16 protein-coding genes are annotated in these 20,139 nt (G+C 65.3%); 12 read left to right on the top strand and 4 right to left on the bottom strand.

Features of this window, described 5'->3' with window-relative positions; translation table 11 throughout:
* Positions 1 to 3 precede the first annotated feature (3 nt).
* Both AB7008_RS16790 and AB7008_RS16795 read right to left on the bottom strand, forming a co-directional pair.
* Positions 4 to 1,254, bottom strand: coding sequence for a Zn-dependent hydrolase (locus tag AB7008_RS16790; RefSeq protein ID WP_041955820.1), 1,251 nt, complete (start codon positions 1,252 to 1,254; stop codon positions 4 to 6).
* A 32-nt stretch (positions 1,255 to 1,286) separates the two neighbouring features.
* A complete protein-coding gene (locus tag AB7008_RS16795; RefSeq protein WP_041955818.1) occupies positions 1,287 to 2,204 on the bottom strand; it encodes a LysR family transcriptional regulator in 918 nt (305 codons plus the stop codon).
* Between the two features lie 120 nt (positions 2,205 to 2,324).
* Between AB7008_RS16795 and AB7008_RS16800 the strand changes: the two genes are divergently transcribed.
* The 6 genes from AB7008_RS16800 (at position 2,325) to AB7008_RS16825 (ending at position 7,902) form a co-directional block, all read left to right on the top strand.
* On the top strand, positions 2,325 to 3,140 hold the full coding sequence (locus tag AB7008_RS16800; protein ID WP_028157144.1) for a putative hydro-lyase: 816 nt from the start codon (positions 2,325 to 2,327) through the stop codon (positions 3,138 to 3,140).
* A gap of 89 nt (positions 3,141 to 3,229) precedes the next feature.
* Positions 3,230 to 4,474 (top strand): ABC transporter substrate-binding protein, encoded by a 1,245-nt coding sequence (locus AB7008_RS16805; protein ID WP_028157145.1) that lies wholly within the window; start codon positions 3,230 to 3,232, stop codon positions 4,472 to 4,474.
* A gap of 150 nt (positions 4,475 to 4,624) precedes the next feature.
* Complete coding sequence (locus AB7008_RS16810) at positions 4,625 to 5,503, top strand: branched-chain amino acid ABC transporter permease (protein ID WP_014496898.1); 879 nt, start codon at positions 4,625 to 4,627, stop codon at positions 5,501 to 5,503.
* Positions 5,503 to 6,486, top strand: coding sequence for a branched-chain amino acid ABC transporter permease (locus AB7008_RS16815; RefSeq protein ID WP_014496897.1), 984 nt, complete (start codon positions 5,503 to 5,505; stop codon positions 6,484 to 6,486). The genes AB7008_RS16810 and AB7008_RS16815 overlap by 1 nt, the downstream gene beginning before the upstream one ends.
* Positions 6,483 to 7,214 (top strand): ABC transporter ATP-binding protein, encoded by a 732-nt coding sequence (locus AB7008_RS16820; protein ID WP_441259103.1) that lies wholly within the window; start codon positions 6,483 to 6,485, stop codon positions 7,212 to 7,214. Before AB7008_RS16815 ends, AB7008_RS16820 begins: the two co-directional genes overlap by 4 nt.
* Entirely contained in the window at positions 7,198 to 7,902 is a 705-nt protein-coding gene (locus tag AB7008_RS16825) for an ABC transporter ATP-binding protein (protein ID WP_041955813.1), read from the top strand. The genes AB7008_RS16820 and AB7008_RS16825 overlap by 17 nt, the downstream gene beginning before the upstream one ends.
* Positions 7,903 to 8,083: 181 nt before the next feature.
* On the opposite strand, the gene otnC is transcribed toward AB7008_RS16825, so the two are convergent.
* Positions 8,084 to 8,770: a 3-oxo-tetronate 4-phosphate decarboxylase gene (gene otnC / locus AB7008_RS16830; RefSeq protein ID WP_441259104.1), complete on the bottom strand. Its 687-nt coding sequence runs from the start codon at positions 8,768 to 8,770 to the stop codon at positions 8,084 to 8,086.
* 105 nt (positions 8,771 to 8,875) lie between these two features.
* Here otnC and ltnD point away from each other — a divergent pair, with 105 nt between their 5' ends.
* From ltnD to AB7008_RS16860, 6 genes are all read left to right on the top strand, one after another.
* Positions 8,876 to 9,793 (top strand): L-threonate dehydrogenase, encoded by a 918-nt coding sequence (gene ltnD, locus AB7008_RS16835; RefSeq protein ID WP_441259105.1) that lies wholly within the window; start codon positions 8,876 to 8,878, stop codon positions 9,791 to 9,793.
* A 16-nt stretch (positions 9,794 to 9,809) separates the two neighbouring features.
* Positions 9,810 to 10,592: a 2-oxo-tetronate isomerase gene (gene otnI, locus AB7008_RS16840; protein ID WP_441259106.1), complete on the top strand. Its 783-nt coding sequence runs from the start codon at positions 9,810 to 9,812 to the stop codon at positions 10,590 to 10,592.
* Positions 10,589 to 11,866, top strand: coding sequence for a 3-oxo-tetronate kinase (gene otnK / locus AB7008_RS16845; RefSeq protein ID WP_441259107.1), 1,278 nt, complete (start codon positions 10,589 to 10,591; stop codon positions 11,864 to 11,866). The genes otnI and otnK overlap by 4 nt, the downstream gene beginning before the upstream one ends.
* Before the next feature lie 170 nt (positions 11,867 to 12,036).
* Complete coding sequence (locus AB7008_RS16850) at positions 12,037 to 13,728, top strand: methyl-accepting chemotaxis protein (protein WP_441259108.1); 1,692 nt, start codon at positions 12,037 to 12,039, stop codon at positions 13,726 to 13,728.
* Between the two features lie 245 nt (positions 13,729 to 13,973).
* Positions 13,974 to 17,153 (top strand): efflux RND transporter permease subunit, encoded by a 3,180-nt coding sequence (locus tag AB7008_RS16855; RefSeq protein ID WP_014496889.1) that lies wholly within the window; start codon positions 13,974 to 13,976, stop codon positions 17,151 to 17,153.
* Positions 17,140 to 18,342 carry an efflux RND transporter periplasmic adaptor subunit gene (locus tag AB7008_RS16860; RefSeq protein ID WP_028157152.1) on the top strand — a complete coding sequence of 401 codons (1,203 nt, stop codon included), beginning with the start codon at positions 17,140 to 17,142 and terminating at the stop codon, positions 18,340 to 18,342. Before AB7008_RS16855 ends, AB7008_RS16860 begins: the two co-directional genes overlap by 14 nt.
* A 106-nt stretch (positions 18,343 to 18,448) precedes the next feature.
* Here the strand turns inward: AB7008_RS16860 and AB7008_RS16865 are convergent, their stop codons facing one another.
* A complete protein-coding gene (locus AB7008_RS16865) occupies positions 18,449 to 19,960 on the bottom strand; it encodes an acetyl-CoA acetyltransferase (protein ID WP_441259109.1) in 1,512 nt (503 codons plus the stop codon).
* Positions 19,961 to 20,139: the final 179 nt, after the last annotated feature.

The raw sequence follows: 20,139 nt of genomic DNA on the forward strand, positions 1-20,139 counted from the left end.
CGATCAGGACGCGACGCCGGCGATCGCCAGCACGGTATGCATCAGCACGTTGGTGCCCGCGGCGCAGTCGGGCTGCGTGGCATCCTCCAGCTCGTTGTGGCTGATGCCGTCCTTGCAGGGCACGAACACCATCGCCGCCGGCATGACGGTGTTGAGGTTGCAGGCATCGTGGCCGGCGCCGGAGGTGATGCGGCGCGAGGAATAGCCGAGCGTCTTCGCCGCGTTCTCGACTGCCGCGATCAGCTTGGGATCGAAATGCGTCGGCGGCTTGCGCCAGACCAGGTCGATCTTGACCTCGACCTTGCGGCGCGCGGCGATCTCGGCAATGGCGGCGCGCAAATCGCGATCAAGCGCGTCCATGATGGCGCCATCCGCGCTGCGGCAATCCATGGTGAAGGCGATCTCGCCGGGAATGACGTTGCGCGAGGGATTTGCGATCACGGCCTCGCCGATGGTGCCGACTGCTTTCGGCCCGTGCTTCTTTGCAATGGCCTCCATCGCCAGCACGATTTCGGAGAGCGTCGCGAGCGCATCGCGCCGCAGCGGCATCGGCGTCGATCCGGCATGGCTCTCGAAGCCGGAGATCTTGCCGTCGTACCAGAGCACGCCCTGGCCGGAATCGACCACGCCGATGGTCTTGCCCTCGGCCTCGAGGATCGGGCCCTGCTCGATGTGCAGCTCGACGAAGCAGCCGAGCTTCTGGAAGCCGACCGGCTTGTCGCCGCGATAGCCGATGCTGTCGAGTGCCTGGCTGACGGTCGTGCCGTCGATATCCTTGCGCGACAGGATGTCATCGGTGGTGAAATCGCCGACGTAAGCGGCGGACGCCATCATCGCAGGTGCGAAGCGCGAGCCTTCCTCGTTGGTCCAGTTGACGACGCAGATCGGCGCTTCGGTTTCGATGCCTGCGTCGTTCAGCGTGCGGATCACCTCCAGCGCGCCGAGCGTCCCCAGAATGCCGTCATATTTGCCGCCGGTCGGCTGGGTGTCGAGGTGCGAGCCGATGCCGACGGGCAGCTTCGACATGTCGCGGCCCTTGCGCAGGCCGAACTGTGAGCCGAGCGCGTCGGTGTGCACCTCGAGGCCGGCGTCCTCGCAAGCCTTGCGGAACCAGTCGCGCACCTGCTTGTCTTCGCTGCTCAGCGTCAATCGCCGCACACCGCCCTTGGCCGTCCCGCCAAACTGCGCGGTCTCGTGGATGGAGCCCCAGAGGCGGGCGGAATCGATTTGCAGATTGGTGGCGGCTCGGCTCATGCGGTCGGTCTCTCTTTTGTCCGGCGCCTTTTTCAATGACGCGCCGGCGCGGACTCGTCAACCGCGAGGCTGCTCTGCGCAATCTGCCGTGCGAGCTCGGCGACGCGCTCCACCGCGACGACGTCGGGCGAGGCGAGCCAGCTCGCCGTGAATGTCAGCGGCGCGATCGCAAGATCGGTGTCGAGCAGTTGCAGTCGCCCGTCGGCGAGCTCGTTCTCGACGATGGCGTCGGGGATCACGGCGATGCCGAGCCCCTCGACCGCCATGTGGATGACGGTCGCCAGCGAAGCAGATGCATGCAGGCGGATCGGCGGCAGCTCCGGCCGGTCGAACACCTCACGCACGACCTCGTAAGGCTTGGTCTTGCGCGGGAAAGTGATGATCGGAAACCGCGCAAGGTCCGCCGGCGTCACCGGTCCGTTGCCGAGCCCGAGCGATGGGCTTGCGAGAAAGCCGATCGGATAATCGGCAAGCACGCGATTGTGGACGCCCGAGGCCGACAGCGGCCCCACCACGAAGGCAAGCTCGATCTCCTGCGCGAGCAGTCGCGCGGTGAGGTTCGGCGTGATGTCGACCTCGATCTCCAGCGACAGGTTCGGATAGACTTCGTTCATGCTCTTGACGAGCCGCGGCAGCCAGGTGTGCACGATGGTCTCGGCGACGCCGAGGCGCATCACGCCGCGCATCGCCGAGCGGTCGCCGACCTCGGCCATCATCTGGGCGCGCAGACCGATCAGCTTCTCGGCATAGACCATCATCTGCCGGCCGCTCGGCGTCGGCGAAGCAACGCGATGATCGCGGTTGAGGAGCTTCACGCCCATCTCGCGCTCGAGCTGGGCGATGCGCTGGGAGATCGCCGGCTGGGTCGTATTGAGCCGTGCTGCGGCGCCGCGAAAGCTGCCGAGCTTCACAACCCAGAGGAAAGTTTCGATCGACCTGAAGTCCAGCATTGAGAAGGATTTTCCCGATCGATAAATTGAATTTATCGAGATCGATTAGAAAGGAAGATTAGACTTTATAGCATGCTTGGTGTTGGCTGTCTTTGTCGAGTTTATAGGCAGGTCGATCAAATGACTGTTTTGGTGGCAGCGCAGCAAACTGAAACGCCCGACACGCTCCCGAGCCGCCAGGCGCGGCTTGCCTATCGCGGCGGCCAGGTCGGATCTACCGCCGGCGTCGCTCCCGGCTTCGTCCAGGGCAATCTGGCGATCCTGCCGGCCGAATACGCCAGCGCCTTTCACCGCTTCTGCCAGCTCAATCCGAAACCGTGCCCGATCATTGGCATGTCCGACGTCGGCAGCCCGCATATTCCCGCACTCGGTGCCGATCTCGACATCCGCACCGACGTGCCGCGCTACCGCGTCTGGCGCGACGGTGAGGTGGTCGACGAGCCGACCGACGTGACCATGCACTGGCGCGACGATCTCGTGACCTTCGTGCTCGGCTGCTCGTTCTCGTTCGAAGAGGCGCTGCTCGACGAGGGCATGCCGATCCGCCACATCGAGCAGAACGTGCGCGTGCCGATGTACCGCACCAACATCGCCTGCGGCGAGGCCGGTCCGTTCGCCGGTCCCATGGTGGTGTCGATGCGTCCGTTCAAGCCGGCCGATGCGATCCGCGCGGTGCAGATCACCTCGCGTTATCCCGCCGTGCACGGTGCACCCGTGCATCTCGGGCACCCGCACCTGATCGGCATCAAGGATCTCGCCAAGCCGGACTACGGCGATCCCGTGCCCGTCGCCGACGACGAGATCCCGGTGTTCTGGGCCTGCGGGGTGACGCCGCAATCGGTGATCAACGCCGCCAGGCTGCCGTTCGCGATCACGCATTCGCCCGGCCTGATGTTGGTGACGGATCTGAAGAACCGGAACATGGCCGTGATTTAGTAGGCAACGTTTGCTGCTTCTTCGGGCTTTACCGCATCCATCAATCGCTCCATTCGATCAGTCGAAATTTAGTAACAGGGGACTTTGCCATGACGATCTCTCGCCGTGACGTGCTGCTCGGTGCCACCGCCACTGCCGCGCTGGTGCCGCTCGCTGCACGCGCCCAGACCTCGGAAGTCGTGATCGGCGTCATCTATCCGTTCTCTGGCGGCAGCGCGCAGCAGGGCGTCGACGCGCAGAAGGCCTATGAGACCGCGCTCGAAGTCATCAACAAGGACACCGATTTCGATCTGCCGCTGGCCAAGGGCGAGGGTCTGCCGGGTCTCGGCGGCGCAAAAGTCCGCCTCGTGTTCGCCGACCATCAGGCCGATCCGCAAAAGGGCCGCGCCGAAGCCGAGCGTCTGATCACGCAGGAGAAGGTCGCCGCGATCATCGGCACCTATCAGAGCGCGGTCGCCGTTACCGTCAGCCAGATCTGCGAACGCTACCAGATCCCGTTCGTCTCGGCCGACAACTCTTCGCCGAGCCTGCATCGCCGCGGCCTCAAATATTACTTCCGCGCCGCCCCGCATGACGAGATGTACTCGGCTGCGATGTTCGACTTCTTCGATGCCTTGAAGAAGAAGGGCACCAAGATCGAGACGCTGTCCCTGTTCCACGAGGATACCATCTTCGGCACCGATTCCGGCAACGCCCAGGCCAAGATCGCCGGCGAGCGCGGCTACAAGATCGTCACCGACATCAAGTATCGCGCCAACTCGCCCTCGCTCTCGGCCGAGGTGCAGCAGCTCAAGACCGCCAATGCCGACGTGCTGATGCCGTCGAGCTACACCACGGACGGCATCCTGCTGGTCAAGACCATGGCCGAGCTGGGCTACAAGCCGAACGCGATCGTGGCGCAGGACGCCGGCTTCTCGGAGAAGGCGCTCTATGACGCCGTCGGCGACAAGCTCGAAGGCGTGATCTCGCGCGGCACCTTCTCGCTCGATCTCGCGCAGAAGCGTCCCATGGTCGGCAAGATCAACGAGATGTTCAAGGCGCGCTCGGGCAAGGACTTCAACGACCTCACCTCGCGCCAGTTCATGGGCCTGATCATCCTGGCCGACGCCATCAACCGCGCCAAGTCGGCCGACGGCGAGAAGATCCGCGATGCACTGGCCGCGACCGACATCCCGGGCGAGCAGACCATCATGCCCTGGAAGCGCGTCAAGTTCGACGAAGCCGGCCAGAACAACGACGCCGACCCAGTGCTGCTGCAATATGTCGGCGGCAAGTTCGTCACCATCTTCCCGCCGCAGGCCGCGATCGCCGAAGCGATCTGGCCGATGAAGTAAGATTGGGAAGCGGGAGCTCGGACGTAGCTCCCGCCCTCATCCTGAGGAGCGGGCGAAGCCCGCGTCTCGAAGGACGAGGGCTGGGCCATCCTTCGAGACGCGCGCCGGTGCGCGCTCCTCAGGATGAGGATCTATTTCGGGGGACGACTTTTGACAGCTCAAGCCATTATCCAGAGTCTCGCGAGCGGCCTTCTGATGGGCCTGCTCTACGGACTGATCGCGGTCGGCCTCGCGCTGATCTTCGGCCTGATGGACGTCACGAACTTCGCCCATGGCGAGTTCCTGATGATCGCGATGTACCTGTCCTTCTTCCTGTTCGCGTTCTTCGCGATCGATCCCCTGCTGTCGGCCCCATTGGTCGCCGCGGCGATGTTCGTGTTCGGAGCGGTGGTCTATCTGCTCCTTGTACGCTTCGCCATGCGGGCCAAGGCCAATGCCGGCATGGTGCAGATCTTCACGACTTTCGGCCTTGCGATCGTGATGCGCGGCCTCGCGCAGTACTTCTTCACGCCGGACTATCGCAGCATTCCACAGTCCTGGCTCGGCGGTAAAACCATCTCGGTCGCCGGCATCTTCCTGCCGGAGCCGCAACTGGTCGGCGCGCTGGTCTCGATCGCGGCCTTCGCCGGGCTCTACCTCTTCATCCACCGCACCGACTTCGGCCGCGCGTTGGAAGCCACCCGCGAGGATCCCGGCGCCGTCGCGCTCGTCGGCATCGACAAGAATCGCGTGTTCGCGTTCGGCTGGGGCCTCGGCGCCGCCCTAGTCGGTCTCGCCGGTGCGATCATGGCGGTGTTCTTCTACATCTATCCCGATGTCGGCGCGTCGTTCGCGCTGATCGCCTACGTGACCGTGGCGCTCGGCGGCTTCGGCAGCGTGTTCGGCGCCTTCGCCGGCGGCATCATTGTCGGCCTGGTCGAAGCGGTGACCGCGCTGGTGCTGCCGCCATCGCTGAAGTCCGTCGGCATTTATGCCGTCTATCTCCTCGTCGTCTTCATCCGGCCGCGCGGCCTGTTCGGGTCGATGTGATGGACAAGGCCTTTGCAGCGCGGCGCCGCCGCGACCTCATCATCGCCGCAGTGCTGGCCGGGCTCGCAGCGCTGGCTCCGCTGTTGATCAAGGATGTTTACGTCCAGAACATCCTGATCCTGACCCTGATGTATGCGGCGCTGTCGCAGAGCTGGAACATCCTGTCCGGCTATTGCGGGCAGATCTCGCTGGGACACGCGCTCTATTTCGGCATCGGCGCCTACACCACCGAGCTGCTGTTCACCAAGTTCGGCGTGCTGCCCTGGTTCGGCATGCTCGCCGGCGGCGTGATTGCGGCGATCATCGCAATGGGGCTCGGCTATCCCTTCTTCCGCCTGCGCGGCCATTACTTCGTGATCGCGACCATCGTCATCGCCGAGATCGGACTGCTCTTGTTCCAGAACTGGGAATGGGCGGGGGCTGCGATGGGAATCACCGTTCCCGTGCGCGGCGACAGCTGGCTGAAATTCCAGTTCATGCGCAGCAAGCTGCCGTACTTCTATTTCGCGCTGGTGCTGTGCAGCCTCGCCTGGTTCGTCACCTGGTGGCTCGAAGATTCAAAATGGGGGTTCTGGTGGCGCGCGGTGAAGGACAATCCGGAAGCGGCCGAGAGCCTCGGCGTCGTCGTGTTCAACTCCAAGATGGGCGCGGCCGCGGTCTCCGCCTTCCTCGTCGCCATCGGCGGCGCGTTCTATGCGCAGTTTCTTGCCTATATCGACCCTGAAAGCGTGATGGGCTTCCAGTTCTCGCTGCTGATGGCGCTGCCGGCCGTGCTCGGCGGCATCGGCACCCTCTGGGGGCCTGTGCTTGGGGCGGCCATCCTGATCCCGATGACGGAGCTGACGCGCTCCTATATCGGCGGCTCAGGCCGTGGCGTTGACCTCATCGTCTACGGCGCCCTGATCGTCGCGATCTCGCTTGCCCTGCCGCGCGGTCTGGTGAGCCTGTTCTCCCGTTCGAAAGCAAAAGGAGCCACGCGATGACTGCGCTCCTTGAAATCCGCGGCGTCTGGCAGCGGTTCGGCGGCCTCATCGCCAACAGCGATGTCTCGATCTCGGTCGGCCGCGGCGAGATCGTCGGTCTGATCGGGCCGAACGGCGCCGGCAAGTCGACGCTGTTCAATCTGATCGCCGGCGTTCTGCCGCCGACTCAAGGGTCGATCTGGTTCGACGGCGAGGATGTCACCAACATGCCGGCGGCCGAGCGCTGCCAGCGTGGCGTCGGGCGCACCTTCCAGGTAGTCAAGAGCTTCGAGACCATGACCGTCATCGACAACGTCATCGTCGGTGCTCTCGTGCGCAACACCGTGATGCGCGAGGCACGCCGTAAGGCGCATGAGGTGCTCGAATTCACCGGCCTTGCCGCGCGCGCCGACGTGCTCGCGAGCGACCTCGTGCCGGCCGAGAAGCGCCGCCTCGAAGTCGCCCGGGCGCTGGCGACCGAACCGAAGCTGCTGCTGCTGGACGAAGTCCTCACCGGCCTGACGCCGACCGAGGCGCAGACCGGCGTCGCGCTGGTGCGCAAGGTGCGCGATGCCGGCATCACCGTTTTGATGGTCGAGCATGTCATGGAGATCGTGATGCCGCTGGTCGACCGCGCCATCGTGCTCGACCTCGGCAAGGTGCTGGTCGAGGGTAAGCCTTCCGACGTCGTCCGCGATCCCAAGGTGATCAGCGCATATCTGGGAGATCGTCATGCTATCGGTGCATGAAGTCACGACCGCCTATCAGGGTCTGGTCGCGATCTCCGCGGTCTCGATCGAGGTCCAGAAGGGCGAGATCGTCTGCGTCGCCGGCGCCAATGGCGCGGGCAAGTCGACGCTGCTCAAATCCATCGCCGGCGCCGAGCGCCCGCGTTCGGGCACGGTGACGTTCGACGGCAAGCGTCTCGACGGCATGGCGCAGCATCATGTCACCGCCACCGGCATCGCCTATGTGCCGGAGAACCGCCGCCTGTTTCCGCGTCTGTCGGTGCGCGACAATCTGCGCCTCGGCAGTTATCTGTACCGCGGTGACGCCGACCGCGAGGGGCCGCTCGATCTCGTGTTCACGCTGTTCCCGCGTCTCCAGGAACGTTTGGAGCAACGCGCCGAGACGCTGTCCGGCGGCGAGCAGCAGATGCTCGCCATCGGCCGCGCGCTGATGACGCGCCCGCGGCTGTTGATGCTGGACGAGCCCTCGCAAGGCATCATGCCGAAGCTGGTCGACGAAATCTTCCAGGCGGTACTGCGCATCCGCGACGCCGGCATGACCGTGCTGATCGTCGAGCAGCGCATGGCCGAGTGCCTCGAAATTGCCGATCGCGCCTACATCCTGCAAACCGGCCGCGTGCTGATGCAGGGCCCCGCAGCGGAGATCAGGGGCAATCCGGATGTGCGCAAGGCGTATCTGGGGCTGTAGCCACAAGGTGTTGGGCACTTACGTCCCACGCACTCGGTGTCATCGCCCGCGAAGGCGGGCGATCCAGTATTCCGAGACGTCAATGGGATACGGAGAAGCCGCATTGTACTGGATTCCCCGCCTTCGCGGGGAATGACGGCGGTGAACGGAGGACTCTATCCCGCCCATGACCGCGCGCCACCTAATGCTCGTGCCCATGCTCCGGCAGCGTCACGCCGAACACCTTCACCAGATCCGTCACCTGCTCCGGCGACAGATACCGCGGGTTCATCCCGCGCAGCAGCAGGTACAGCTTCGCCGTCTCCTCCAGCTCCTCCGTCGCGAACACGGCAGCCTCCAGCGTGTCGCCGGCGACCACCGGGCCGTGATTGGCGAGCAGCACGGATGAATAATTGCCCGCCAGTCCCTTGATCGCATCCGCCACCGCGGGATCGCCGGGGCGGTAATAGGGCACGAGTGCGGTGGCGCCGCATTTCATCAGATAATAAGCCGTCATCGGCGGCAGCGCGGCGCGCGGGTCAATCTCGGGCAGCATCGAAAGCGCGACCGAATGGGTGGAGTGCAGATGCACGATCGCCCGTGCACTCCCGCGTGTGTCGTAGAGCGCGGTGTGCAGCGGAACTTCCTTGGTCGGCGCATCGCCCGAAACCAGCCGGCCCTGATCGTCCAGCCGCGACAGTTTCGCGGGATCGAGGAAGCCGAGCGAGGCGTTGGTCGGGGTCACCAGCCAGCCGCCGCCGTCCAGCCTGACGCTGATATTGCCGGAGGAGCCCGGCGTCAGCCCGCGCTCGAACAAGGACCGTCCGAAGCGGCAGATATCCTCACGCAGCCTTGTCTCGTTGCTCGTTTCAGTTTTCATGGCCGTCATGCCCGCTTGTCTCACGCTTTGGCAGCACGGCCAAGCCGTGTTATTCGGATCAGTGAGCCGCCGCAAAGGGCGGCCGTCCAGGAAACGTTCGCAAGGGTCAGTTGCATGTCCGCCTCCACGTCACAAAAACAGCGTATCGCCGTCATCGGGCTCGGCTCGATGGGGTTCGGCATGGCGACCTCGCTGAAGCGCGCCGGTCATGCCGTGACCGGCTGCGACGTCTCGGCTGACGCGGTGGCGCGTTTCGTGAAGGACGGCGGCGCGGGCGCCAGCACGCCGGCGGAGGCGGCCAAGGGCGCCGACATCGTCGTCAGCGTCGTCGTCAATGCCGCGCAGACCGAGACCATCCTGTTCGGCAAGGATGGCGCCGCCGAGACCCTGCCGAAGGACAGCGTCTTCCTGTCCTCCGCCACCATGGACCCGGATGTAGCCCGTCGCCTCGCAAAGCAGTTGGAGGCGACCGGCCGTCACTATCTGGATGCGCCGATCTCCGGCGGCGCGCAGCGCGCGGCCCAAGGCGAGCTGACGATCCTTGCCTCCGGCAGTCCCGCTGCCTTTGCAAAGGCACGGCCGGCGCTCGATGCCATGGCCGCAAAACTCTACGAGCTCGGCGATGCCGCAGGGCAGGGCGCCGCCTTCAAGATGATCAACCAGTTGCTCGCCGGTGTGCATATCGCCGCCGCCAGCGAAGCGATGGCGTTCGCGGCCAAGCAGGGTCTCGACATCCGCAAGGTCTATGAGGTGATCACGGCCTCCGCCGGCAATTCCTGGATGTTCGAGAACCGCATGCCGCACGTGCTCGACGGCGATTACACGCCGCGCAGCGCGGTCGAGATCTTCGTCAAGGACCTCGGCATTATCCAGGACATGGCGCGCAGTGCCCGATTCCCGGTGCCGGTCTCGGCCGCCGCTCTCCAGATGTTCCTGATGACGTCAGCTGCCGGCATGGGCCGCGATGACGACGCCTCGGTCGCACGCATGTATGCGCAGGTCACCGGCGTAAAACTTCCCGGCGACAAGTAAAGCCAAGAGGATTCCGATGCCCCGTTTCGCCGCCAATCTCTCGATGATGTTCACCGAGGTGCCGTTCCTCGACCGTTTCGACGCCGCCGCGCAAGCGGGCTTCACCGCGGTCGAATTCCTCTTTCCCTACGAGCATCCGGCCGAAGTGGTCGGCGAGCGGCTCAAGCGTAACGGATTGACGCAGGCGCTGTTCAACCTGCCGCCGGGCGACTGGAATGCCGGCGAGAAAGGCTTTGCGGCGCTGCCGGCGCGCTTCGCCGATCTCAAGGCGAGCCTGGAGACCGCGTTGCCTTACGCCAAGGCGACCGGTGTCAAGCGGCTGCACTTGATGGCGGGCATTGCCAACCGCGGCGAGCGCGTCGCGATCGAGGCGTTCTACAAGTCGGTGGCGTGGGCTGCGGAGTTCTTCGCTCCGCACGGCATCGACATCGTGCTCGAGCCGATCAATGCGCGCAACGTGCCCGGCTACTTCCTCAACGATTTCGGCTTCGCGCGCGATCTAATTCAAGAGCTGAGACTTCCGAACCTGAAGCTCCAGTTCGACATCTATCACTGCCAGATCATCCACGGCGACGTCACCATGCGCCTGCGCGAGATGATGCCGATCATCGGCCACATCCAGATCGCCAGCATTCCTTCGCGCAACGAGCCCGACGGCGAGGAGCTGAACTATCCGTTCCTGTTCACCGAGCTCGACCGGCTCGGCTATACCGGCTTCGTCGGTTGCGAATACAATCCGCGCGGCAAGACCACCGATGGCCTCGCCTGGTTCAAGCCTTATGCGGGAGTGAAGCCGTGACGCTCGCACTGGGTTGCATCGCCGACGACTACACCGGCGCCTCCGATCTCGCCAACACGCTGACGCGCGCGGGCCTACGTACCGTGCAGACCATCGGCGTGCCTGCTGACGATCTCGCGCTGCCCGAAGTCGACGCCGTCGTGGTGTCGCTGAAGAGCCGCTCGATCGAGGCAGGCCTTGCCGTGTCGCGCTCGCGCGCGGCGGAGAAATGGCTGCGTGGCCGCGGGGCGCGTCATGTGCTGTTCAAGGTCTGCTCGACCTTCGATTCCACCGATGCGGGCAATATCGGCCCGGTGATGGACGCGCTGCGCGCCGATAGCGGCGAGGCCGTCGTGCTGGTGACGCCGGCCTTCCCGGAGACCGGCCGCACGGTCTATCAGGGCAATCTGTTCGTCGGCGCCGTGCCGCTGAACGAGAGCCCGCTCAAGGACCATCCGCTCAACCCGATGCGCGATTCCAACCTGGTGCGTGTGCTCGCACGCCAGAGCAAGACGCAGGTCGGCCTGGTCGACCTCGCGACCGTCACCCGCGGCGCGGAGGCTGTGCGGGCTCGGCTCGGCGAATTATCAGGCAAGGGCACCGGAGCCGCGATCATCGATGCCGTGTTCGACCGCGACCTCGAGACCATCGGCCTCGTCGCTGCCCAGCATCGGCTGTCGGTCGGCGCCTCCGGCATCGGCCTCGGACTGGCGCGGGCTCTGGTCTCGACGGGCAAGGTCAAGTCGGCTGCTGGCAGCGGCGGCGCGGACGCCGCCGTCGGCGGACCGGCAGCCTGCCTCGCCGGAAGCTGCTCGCAGGCGACGCTTCAGCAGATCGCCAATGCCGAACGAGTCATGGCGGTGCTCCATCTCGATCAGGACCGTATTCTTACGGGAGCGGACGAAGTGCAGCGCGCGATCGCCTGGGCCAAGCCGCGACTTGCCGACGGTCCGGTCCTGATCGCGTCGAGCGCGACACCCGATCAGGTCGCCGCCTTGCAGGCGCGCCACGGCCGCGATGCGGCCGGTCACGCCATCGAGCAGGCGATGGCCGACATTGCGGAAAACCTAGTTAAATCAGGCGTCAGGCGGCTGGTCGTGGCTGGCGGCGAGACCTCCGGCGCCGTCGTCGATCGCCTCGGGATTCCCGGCTTCCTGGTCGGCGCGGAGATCGCTGCGGGCGTCCCGGTGCTGCGCGCCGTCGGCGCTGAAGCAGGCGATATGCTGCTCGCGCTGAAGTCCGGAAATTTCGGCGGGCCGGAATTCTTCGCGGACGCGCTTGGGCTCATGCGCTGAGCGCAGGGCGTTCTTAGCTGCCTGTTCATTTCTTTCAGGCTCCGTACTCGAACGGAGTCGTAGTTAACATCTGCTCAGTCGCTCTGTTGTCTGATGTCGGCGTCGCTCCTTTTGGTTGATTCTTAAGACCTCCCGGACGCGCGCCCGCGCCAGCACAACGAGACCCGATTATGTTCGCCACCATCTCCATTCGCGCCAAGATCATCAGTGTCGTGGCGTTCCTGCTGGTCGCGATGACCGGCATGGGCCTGCTCGCCGTCACGAAGATGCGGTCGATGAACGCCAACACCACCGAGATCACCACGAGCTGGCTGCCCAGCGTCCGGGTGCTCGGCGAACTCCGGGCCAGCGTCATCACCTACCGCAACGTCGTTCGCCAGCACATGCTGGCCGAGACCCTGGAAGACAAGCTCGCCAATGAAAAGACGGCCGGCACCGTGATCGAGGCGCTCGCGAAGTCCCGCAAGGCCTACGAGCCGATGATCACCTCGCCCGAGGAGCGCCGGCTGTACAACGAATGGGCCAAGCTCTGGGACGACTACAAGAAGGGCACCGAAGACGTCATGGCGCTGTCGCGCAAGGAGGCCGGCAAAGTCCCGCATGACGCGCAGGAGCTGAACACCAAGACGGTCAACAAGATCGGCCTTGCGTCGGATGAGGTCCTGACGAAGGACATCGAGCTCAACACCAAGGGCGGCGACCAGGCTGCCCAGGATGCCGCCGACAGCTATTACTATGCCTTCATGCTGGTCTCGATCATCCTCGGCGCCGCCGTGATCATCGGCATCGGCGTCAGCTTCTACCTGGTCCAGGACGTCTCCGCCGGCATCAACTCGATCATCCAGCCGATGCAGGCGCTCGGCAAGGGCGACCTCTCCGCCGAAGTCCCGCATCGCGGCGAGAAGACCGAGATCGGCGCCATGGCCGACGTGCTCCAGATCTTCAAGGAGGCGCTGATCGCCAAGAAAGCCGCCGATGAGGCCGCCGCCGCCGATGCCGAAGCCAAGATCGAGCGCGGCCGCCGCGTCGACGGCATCACCCGCGATTTCGAAACGATGATCGGCGAGATCGTCCAGACCGTGTCGTCGGCCTCGACCCAGCTCGAAGCCTCCGCCTCGACGCTGACCTCGACCGCCGACCGCTCCCAGAGGATGGCGACCACGGTCGCCGCGGCCTCGGAGGAAGCCTCGACCAACGTGCAGTCGGTGGCCTCGGCCACCGAGGAGATGGCCTCGTCGGTCGGCGAAATCAGCCGTCAGGTGCAGGAATCAGCGCGGATGGCGGGCGATGCCGTCGGCCAGGCCCGTGCCACCACCGAGCGCGTCAGCGAGCTGTCCAAGGCGGCTTCCCGCATCGGCGACGTCGTCGAGCTGATCAACACCATCGCCGGCCAGACCAACCTCTTGGCGCTGAACGCCACCATCGAGGCGGCGCGTGCCGGTGAAGCCGGCCGCGGCTTCGCGGTGGTCGCCTCCGAGGTGAAGGCGCTTGCCGAGCAGACCGCCAAGGCGACCGGCGAAATCGGCCAGCAGATCTCCGGCATCCAGGCGGCGACCAATGACTCGGTCGGCGCCATCAAGGAGATCTCCTCGACCATCGAGCGTCTCTCCGAAATCTCCTCGGCGATTGCGGCTGCGGTGGAAGAGCAGGGCGCAGCGACCCAGGAGATCGCCCGCAACGTGCAGCAGGCGGCGCAGGGCACCCAGCAGGTCTCCTCCAACATCACCGACGTGCAGCGCGGCGCGACCGAGACCGGCACGGCCTCCTCGCAGGTCCTGTCGGCAGCGCAGATGCTGTCCAACGACTCGAGCCGCCTCAAGACCGAGGTCAGCAAGTTCCTGACCAACGTCCGCGCGGCCTGAGCCGGGACACGATCGGAGTTCTGAAAGCGGCGCCTGCGGGCGCCGCTTTTTTACGTGGGGGGAGCCGCTTCCGTAATCTTCCGGCCGCAGGCTGCATATCTGGAATGCGATTTCGCAGTGCGATAGCAGGGAAGTGACCGCACGGGGCGGCGCTGTCGTTGGCCATTTCCGCGGTGTTCGGGTAAATCAGCTCTAGGAACCCGTGGGGCGTGTTCCCTGTCCCCGATTTTGGAATTGCCTGACCAATGATTGCTCTGGTCCGTATTGCCCTGAGCCGACCCTACACGTTTGTCGTGCTCGCGCTTCTGCTCCTGATCATCGGGCCGCTCGCGGCCCTGCGGACGCCGACCGACATCTTCCCGGACATCCGCATCCCCGTGATCGGCGTGGTCTGGCAGTACACCGGCCTGCCGCCGGACCAGATGTCCGGTCGCATCACCACGCCGTTCCAGCGCGCGCTGACGACGACCGTCAACGACATCGAGCACATTACCGCCAACTCCTATAACGGCTTTGGCATCATCAAGATCTTCTTCCAGCCGAACGTCGACATCCGCACCGCCAACGCGCAGGTCACCGCGATCTCGCAGACGCTGCTGAAGCAGATGCCGCCGGGCGCAACGCCGCCCCTGATCCTGAACTACTCCGCATCGACCGTGCCGATCATCCAGGTGGCTTTGTCGGGCGATGGCCTGACCGAGCAGAACCTCGCCGATATCGGCATCAATAATCTGCGTACCCCGCTGGTGACGGTGCCCGGTGCGGCGATCCCGTATCCGTTCGGCGGCAAGCAGCGCCAAATCCAGATCGACCTCGATCCGACCGCGCTCCAGGCCCGCGGCCTGTCGGGCCAGGACGTCGCCAACGCGCTCGCCGCCCAAAACCTGATCACGCCGGTCGGCACCCAGAAGATCGGCCAGTTCGAATACAACATCCAGCTCAACAACTCGCCGCTCAAGATCGACGAGCTCGGCAACCTGCCGATCAGGACCGTCAACGGCGCGATGGTCTATGTGCGCGACGTCGCGACCGTGCGTGACGGCAATCCGCCGCAGACCAACATCGTCCATGTCGACGGTAACCGCTCGGTGCTGATGATGGTGCTGAAGGCGGGCGCGACCTCGACGCTGGATATCATCGCCGGCATCAAGCAAAAGGTGATCGACGTCAAGGACCAGCTGCCGGACGCGCTTAAGATCGGCTTCATCGGCGACCAGTCGGTGTTCGTCCGCGGCGCGATTCAAGGCGTCGCAGTCGAAGGCGTGATCGCCGCGCTGCTGACCAGCGTCATGATCCTGCTGTTCCTCGGCAGCTGGCGCTCCACGGTCATCATCGCGGTCTCGATCCCGCTCTCGGTGCTCGGCGCCATCATCATGCTGTCGGCGATCGGCGAGACGCTGAACATCATGACGCTCGGCGGCCTTGCGCTCGCGGTCGGCATCCTCGTCGACGACGCCACCGTGACCATCGAGAACATCAACTACCATCTGGAGCAGGGCAAGCCGGTCGAGCAGTCGATCCTCGACGGAGCCAACCAGATCGTGACGCCGGCCTTCGTCTCGCTGCTCTGTATCTGCATCGTGTTCGTGCCGATGTTCTTCCTCTCCGGTGTCGCGCGCTTCCTGTTCGTGCCGATGGCCGAAGCCGTGATGTTCGCGATGATCTGGTCGTTCATCCTGTCGCGCACGCTGGTGCCGACCATGGCGAACTATCTGCTGCAGGCACACGTCCATCACGAGGGCGGCCCGCCGAAGTCGCGCAATCCGCTGGTCTGGTTCCAGCGCGGTTTCGAGGCCCGGTTCGAGCGCATCCGCGGCGGCTACCATGACTTCCTCGGGCTCGCGCTGGCGCACCGTGCGGTGTTCGTGATCGGCTTCCTTTGCGTGGTCGGCGCGTCCTTCGCGCTGGTGCCGTTCCTCGGGCGCAACTTCTTCCCGGCGGTCGATGCCGGCAATATCCTGATGCATGTCCGTACCCAGGTCGGCACCCGCGTGGAGGAGACGGCCAACCAGCTCGCCGACGTCCAGAAGGCGATCCGCAAGCTGATCCCCGGCGAAATCGAGACGCTGACCGACAACATCGGCATGCCGATCTCCGGCATCAACATGACCTACAACAACACGGGCGTGATCGGCCCGCAGGACGGCGACATCCAGATCAAGCTGAAAGAGGGCCACAAGCCGACGGAAGAGCACGTGCGCGTGCTGCGCGAGCAGCTGCCGCGCCTGTTCCCCGGCGTCAGCTTCGCCTTCCTCCCCGCAGACATCGTCAGCCAGATCCTGAACTTCGGCGCGCCGGCGCCGATCGACCTGCAGATCCGCGGCGCCAACATCAACGCCAACTTTGCCTACGCCAACAGCCTGCTGGCGAAGGTCCGCAGGATTCCGGGCGTTGCCGATGCGCGCATCCAGCAGTCGCCGAACAATCCCACCTTCAACATCGACGTCGACCGCACCCGCGCGCAATATGTCGGCCTGACCGAGCGCGACGTCACCAACAGCCTTGTGGTCAATCTCGCCGGCTCCTCGCAGGTGGCGCCGACCTACTACCTCAACCCCGACAACGGCGTGTCCTACTCGATCGTGATGCAGACGCCGCAGTACCAGATCGACTCGCTCAGCGCGCTCCAGACGCTGCCGATCACGGCCGCCGGCAATTCTCAATCGCCGATCCTCGGCGGCATTGCCGACATCAAGCGCTCGACCTCGAGCGCGGTGGTGTCGCAATACGACATCCAGTCGATGGTGCAGATCTTTGCCACGACCTCGGGCCGCGATCTCGGCGCGGTCGCCGCCGACATCCGCCAGGTGATCGCCGACACCGCCAAGGACGTGCCGAAGGGCTCCTCCGTGGTCCTGCTCGGCCAGGTGCAGACCATGAACAGCGCCTTCACCGGTCTTCTGTTCGGTCTGCTCGGCGCCGTCGTGCTGATCTACTTCCTGATCGTCGTGAACTTCCAGTCCTGGTCCGATCCGTTCGTGATCATCACGGCGCTGCCGGCCGCGCTCGCCGGCATCGTCTGGATGCTGTTCATGACCGAGACGACGCTGTCGGTGCCCGCCCTGACCGGCGCGATCATGTGCATGGGCGTTGCCACCGCCAACAGCGTGCTGGTGATCTCCTTCGCCCGCGAGCGCTACGAGGAGCTCGGTGACCCCATCGCCGCTGCACTCGAGGCCGGGTTCGTCCGGTTCCGCCCGGTGCTGATGACCGCGCTTGCCATGATCATCGGCATGGCACCGATGGCCCTGGGGCTCGGGGAGGGTGGCGAGCAGAATGCGCCGCTTGGCCGCGCCGTGATCGGCGGCCTGATCTTTGCAACTTTCGCCACGCTGATGTTTGTTCCCGTGGTGTTCAGTATGGTACACAAGAAGCAAGGCGCCAAAGCCGCCGCCCCATTGGAGACTCCGCATGTCGCCCACTGAACCCCGCTCCCCGGTGTCGCACCGGAAACTGGGCATCTTCGGCGTGGTGGCGCTGATTGCGGCAGGCCTCGTCGTCGGCACCGGCATTCGCGCCCGCGAGGAGCAGGGCTCCAAGCTGAAGGAATGGACCGACGATCAGGCCGTTCCCAGCGTCGTCGTGACGCTGCCCAATGCGAAGGCTCTCAACGCCACCATCGACCTGCCGGGCCGGCTCGAGGCCTATTACCGCGCGCCGATCTTCGCGCGCGTCTCCGGCTATCTGAAGAGCTGGAGCGTCGACATGGGCGCGCGCGTCAAGGCGGGGCAGGTGATCGCCGAGATCGAGGCGCCCGACCTCGACCAGCAACTGCTTCAGGCTCGCGCCGACCTCGCCAGCCAGCAGGCCAGTGCCAGGCTCTCGGAAGCCACGCTCAACCGGCGCAAGACGCTGGTCGCCTCCAACTTCGTCTCGGCGCAGGAGATCGATGAGCGCACCGCCGATCTCTCCAACAAGAACGCCGCCGTCCATTCGGGCCAGGCCAACGTCGAGCGGCTGGAAGCGCTGGCCGGCTACAAGAAGATCACCGCGCCGTTCGACGGCGTGGTCACGGCGCGCGATACCGACGTCGGCGCGCTGATTAACGCCGGCGGCGGCTCCGGCCCGGCGATGTTCGTGGTCTCCGACATCACCAAGCTGCGCGTTTACGTCAACGTTCCCCAGAACTACGTGCCGGCGATCAAGATCGGCGCCAAGGCCACCATGGTCATGCCGGAATACCCGAACCGGACATTCCAGGCGACGGTCGAGGCGTCCTCGCAGGCCGTCGACGTCGCCTCAGGCACCACCCGCATGCAGCTTCGGCTCGACAATTCCAACGGCGAGTTGATGCCCGGCGGCTATGCCAGCGTGAAGCTCAACCTGCAGCGCGACACCGCGCCGCTGAGCATTCCCGCCAGCGCCCTGATCTTCAACGGCAGCGGCCTGCGTGTCGCGACCGTCGGCGCGGACGACAAGGTGCAATTCAAGACCGTGACCATCGCGCGCGATCTCGGCAAGGAGGTTGAACTCGCCTCGGGCATCGCACCCGACGACCGCGTCATCACGGCCCCGCCGGATGGCCTTTCCGACGGCGACCAGGTTCGCGTGACGGGTGCCGGCGCCAAGGGCAAGCCGGCGACGGCGTCGGAGAAGCAGGCGCCGAAGGGCTAGCGCGGTCTCGTAGGGTGGGCAAAGCGAAGCGTGCCCACCGTCTTCATGTGATTGGAAGAAGAATGGTGGGCACGGCGCAAGAGCGCCTTTGCCCACCCTACGAAAGCTACGCCACCCGCCACTCGGGCACGCCATCCGCAGCCATCGTGATCTCGCCGAGCGAACCCACCGGCACGCGATCCATGTTCAGCAAGTGCGCCAGAGTCGCGGTATCGCTGGCCGCGATGCGCCCCAACGTACGTCGATCATCTTCCGTCCGCAGCATCACCACGCCGTGCTCGATCTCGCCGCCGCGGCCGTAGAGCACCGTAAAGCTCTCGACCTTGCCCCTGCCCGAGACCTCCGTGACGAACTCGGGCACCGCGCGCTTGTTGCGGTCGGCCTCTGCCTGCACGCTCGTCTCCTGCGCCAGCGCCTCACGCGGCGTCTTCGACACCACCAATGCGTGGTGCTTGGTGACGAAGCCGCCCTGGCCGTAGAGCAGCCCGAGCTTGGCACCATTGCGCACACGCCGCACCATCGCGCAGGCCGCATGCGTCATGTAGGTGTTGAGCGGCGCGCCGAAGAAGGTGAGGCCACCGGTCACGGTCGGCTGCACGTCGGCCTCGAGGCCCAGAGTCCGCCGCGCCATCTTGGGCACGCAGGGGAAGCAGCTATAGAGCTCGATCGCGTCGAACTTTTTGCCGTCGCCGCCGGCGAGGTCCATCGCCGCCTTCAATACCGCATTCTGCGGATGGCTTTCATGGAACTGATCGCGCAGGAGATAATCGCGCGGTTCTTCGGCCGAGGCGCCGCCGAGTGGGTAGACAAGCTTGTCCTCCGCGATGCCGGCCGCGCGCGCTTTGGCGAGGCTGGTGAGCAGCAGCGCGCCGCCCATGTTGACGCTGGGGTTGGCGACCATGAGCTTGTTGTAGGGCCAGGCGATCAGCCGGTTGTCCGCCGTCGGCGTCGTGATCTCGTCCGGCGCATAGCGCCGCTTCAGCCAGGCGTTGGGATTTTCGGCGGCGGCCTCGGAGTAGCGCGACCACAGGGTGCCGGACTCTGCCATGGCGTCGCGCGGGGTCTGGCCCCAATGGGCGGAGGAGGCGGACTCATAGAATGGATAAACGGTGACGGGACGGAACACGCCGAGCTTCACCGCCAGCGGCTTCTGGAAAGCCGCCCCACGCTTGGGCTCCTCGACGTCATGGGCGAACGGCGTCCAGGGTAGCTTGACCCCGGCGCGCTCCGCCTTGGTCGCGGTCGACTGCGCCTCCGCGCCGCAGACTGCCGCCACTGTGCATTCGCCACGCGCAATGCGCTTTGCCGCCTCGTGGATGTAGCGGATCGGACTCTCACCGCCGACCGGGCCGTAATAGCAATGCGCCGGCGCAATGCCGAGTCGCTGCGCCAAAAGCTTTTCCGGATCGCGATAGCGCCAGCTCAGGAAGTTGACGACGTCGAGCGACTGCACCTCGCCAAGCAGTTTTGCGCCGGCGTCCTGCTCGGCCCGCCGTAACGCCTGTTCGAGCAGATCCAACGGCTCGAGGCCGTCGGTGATCTCCTTGGGTCGGTCGATGATCTCGCCGATGCCGACGATGACGGGGATGCGGTCTTCCGGGATAGAGGTCTTGGTCATTTCTTCTTGGTTCACTTTCTGGGTCTTCGGCACGCCGTCGCCCTTCGAGGGCCGCTGAAGAAGCGGCCACCTCAGGGTGACGGCTACGGATGAAGCGTCATCCTGAGGTGCGAGCCGAGCGACGCTTGCGGCGCTTGGCGAGCCTCGAAGGATGAGCCACGGACTCTATTCCGGCCACA

It is taken from the genome of Bradyrhizobium sp. 521_C7_N1_3, from assembly GCF_052075975.1.
Classification (GTDB): domain Bacteria; phylum Pseudomonadota; class Alphaproteobacteria; order Rhizobiales; family Xanthobacteraceae; genus Bradyrhizobium; species Bradyrhizobium japonicum.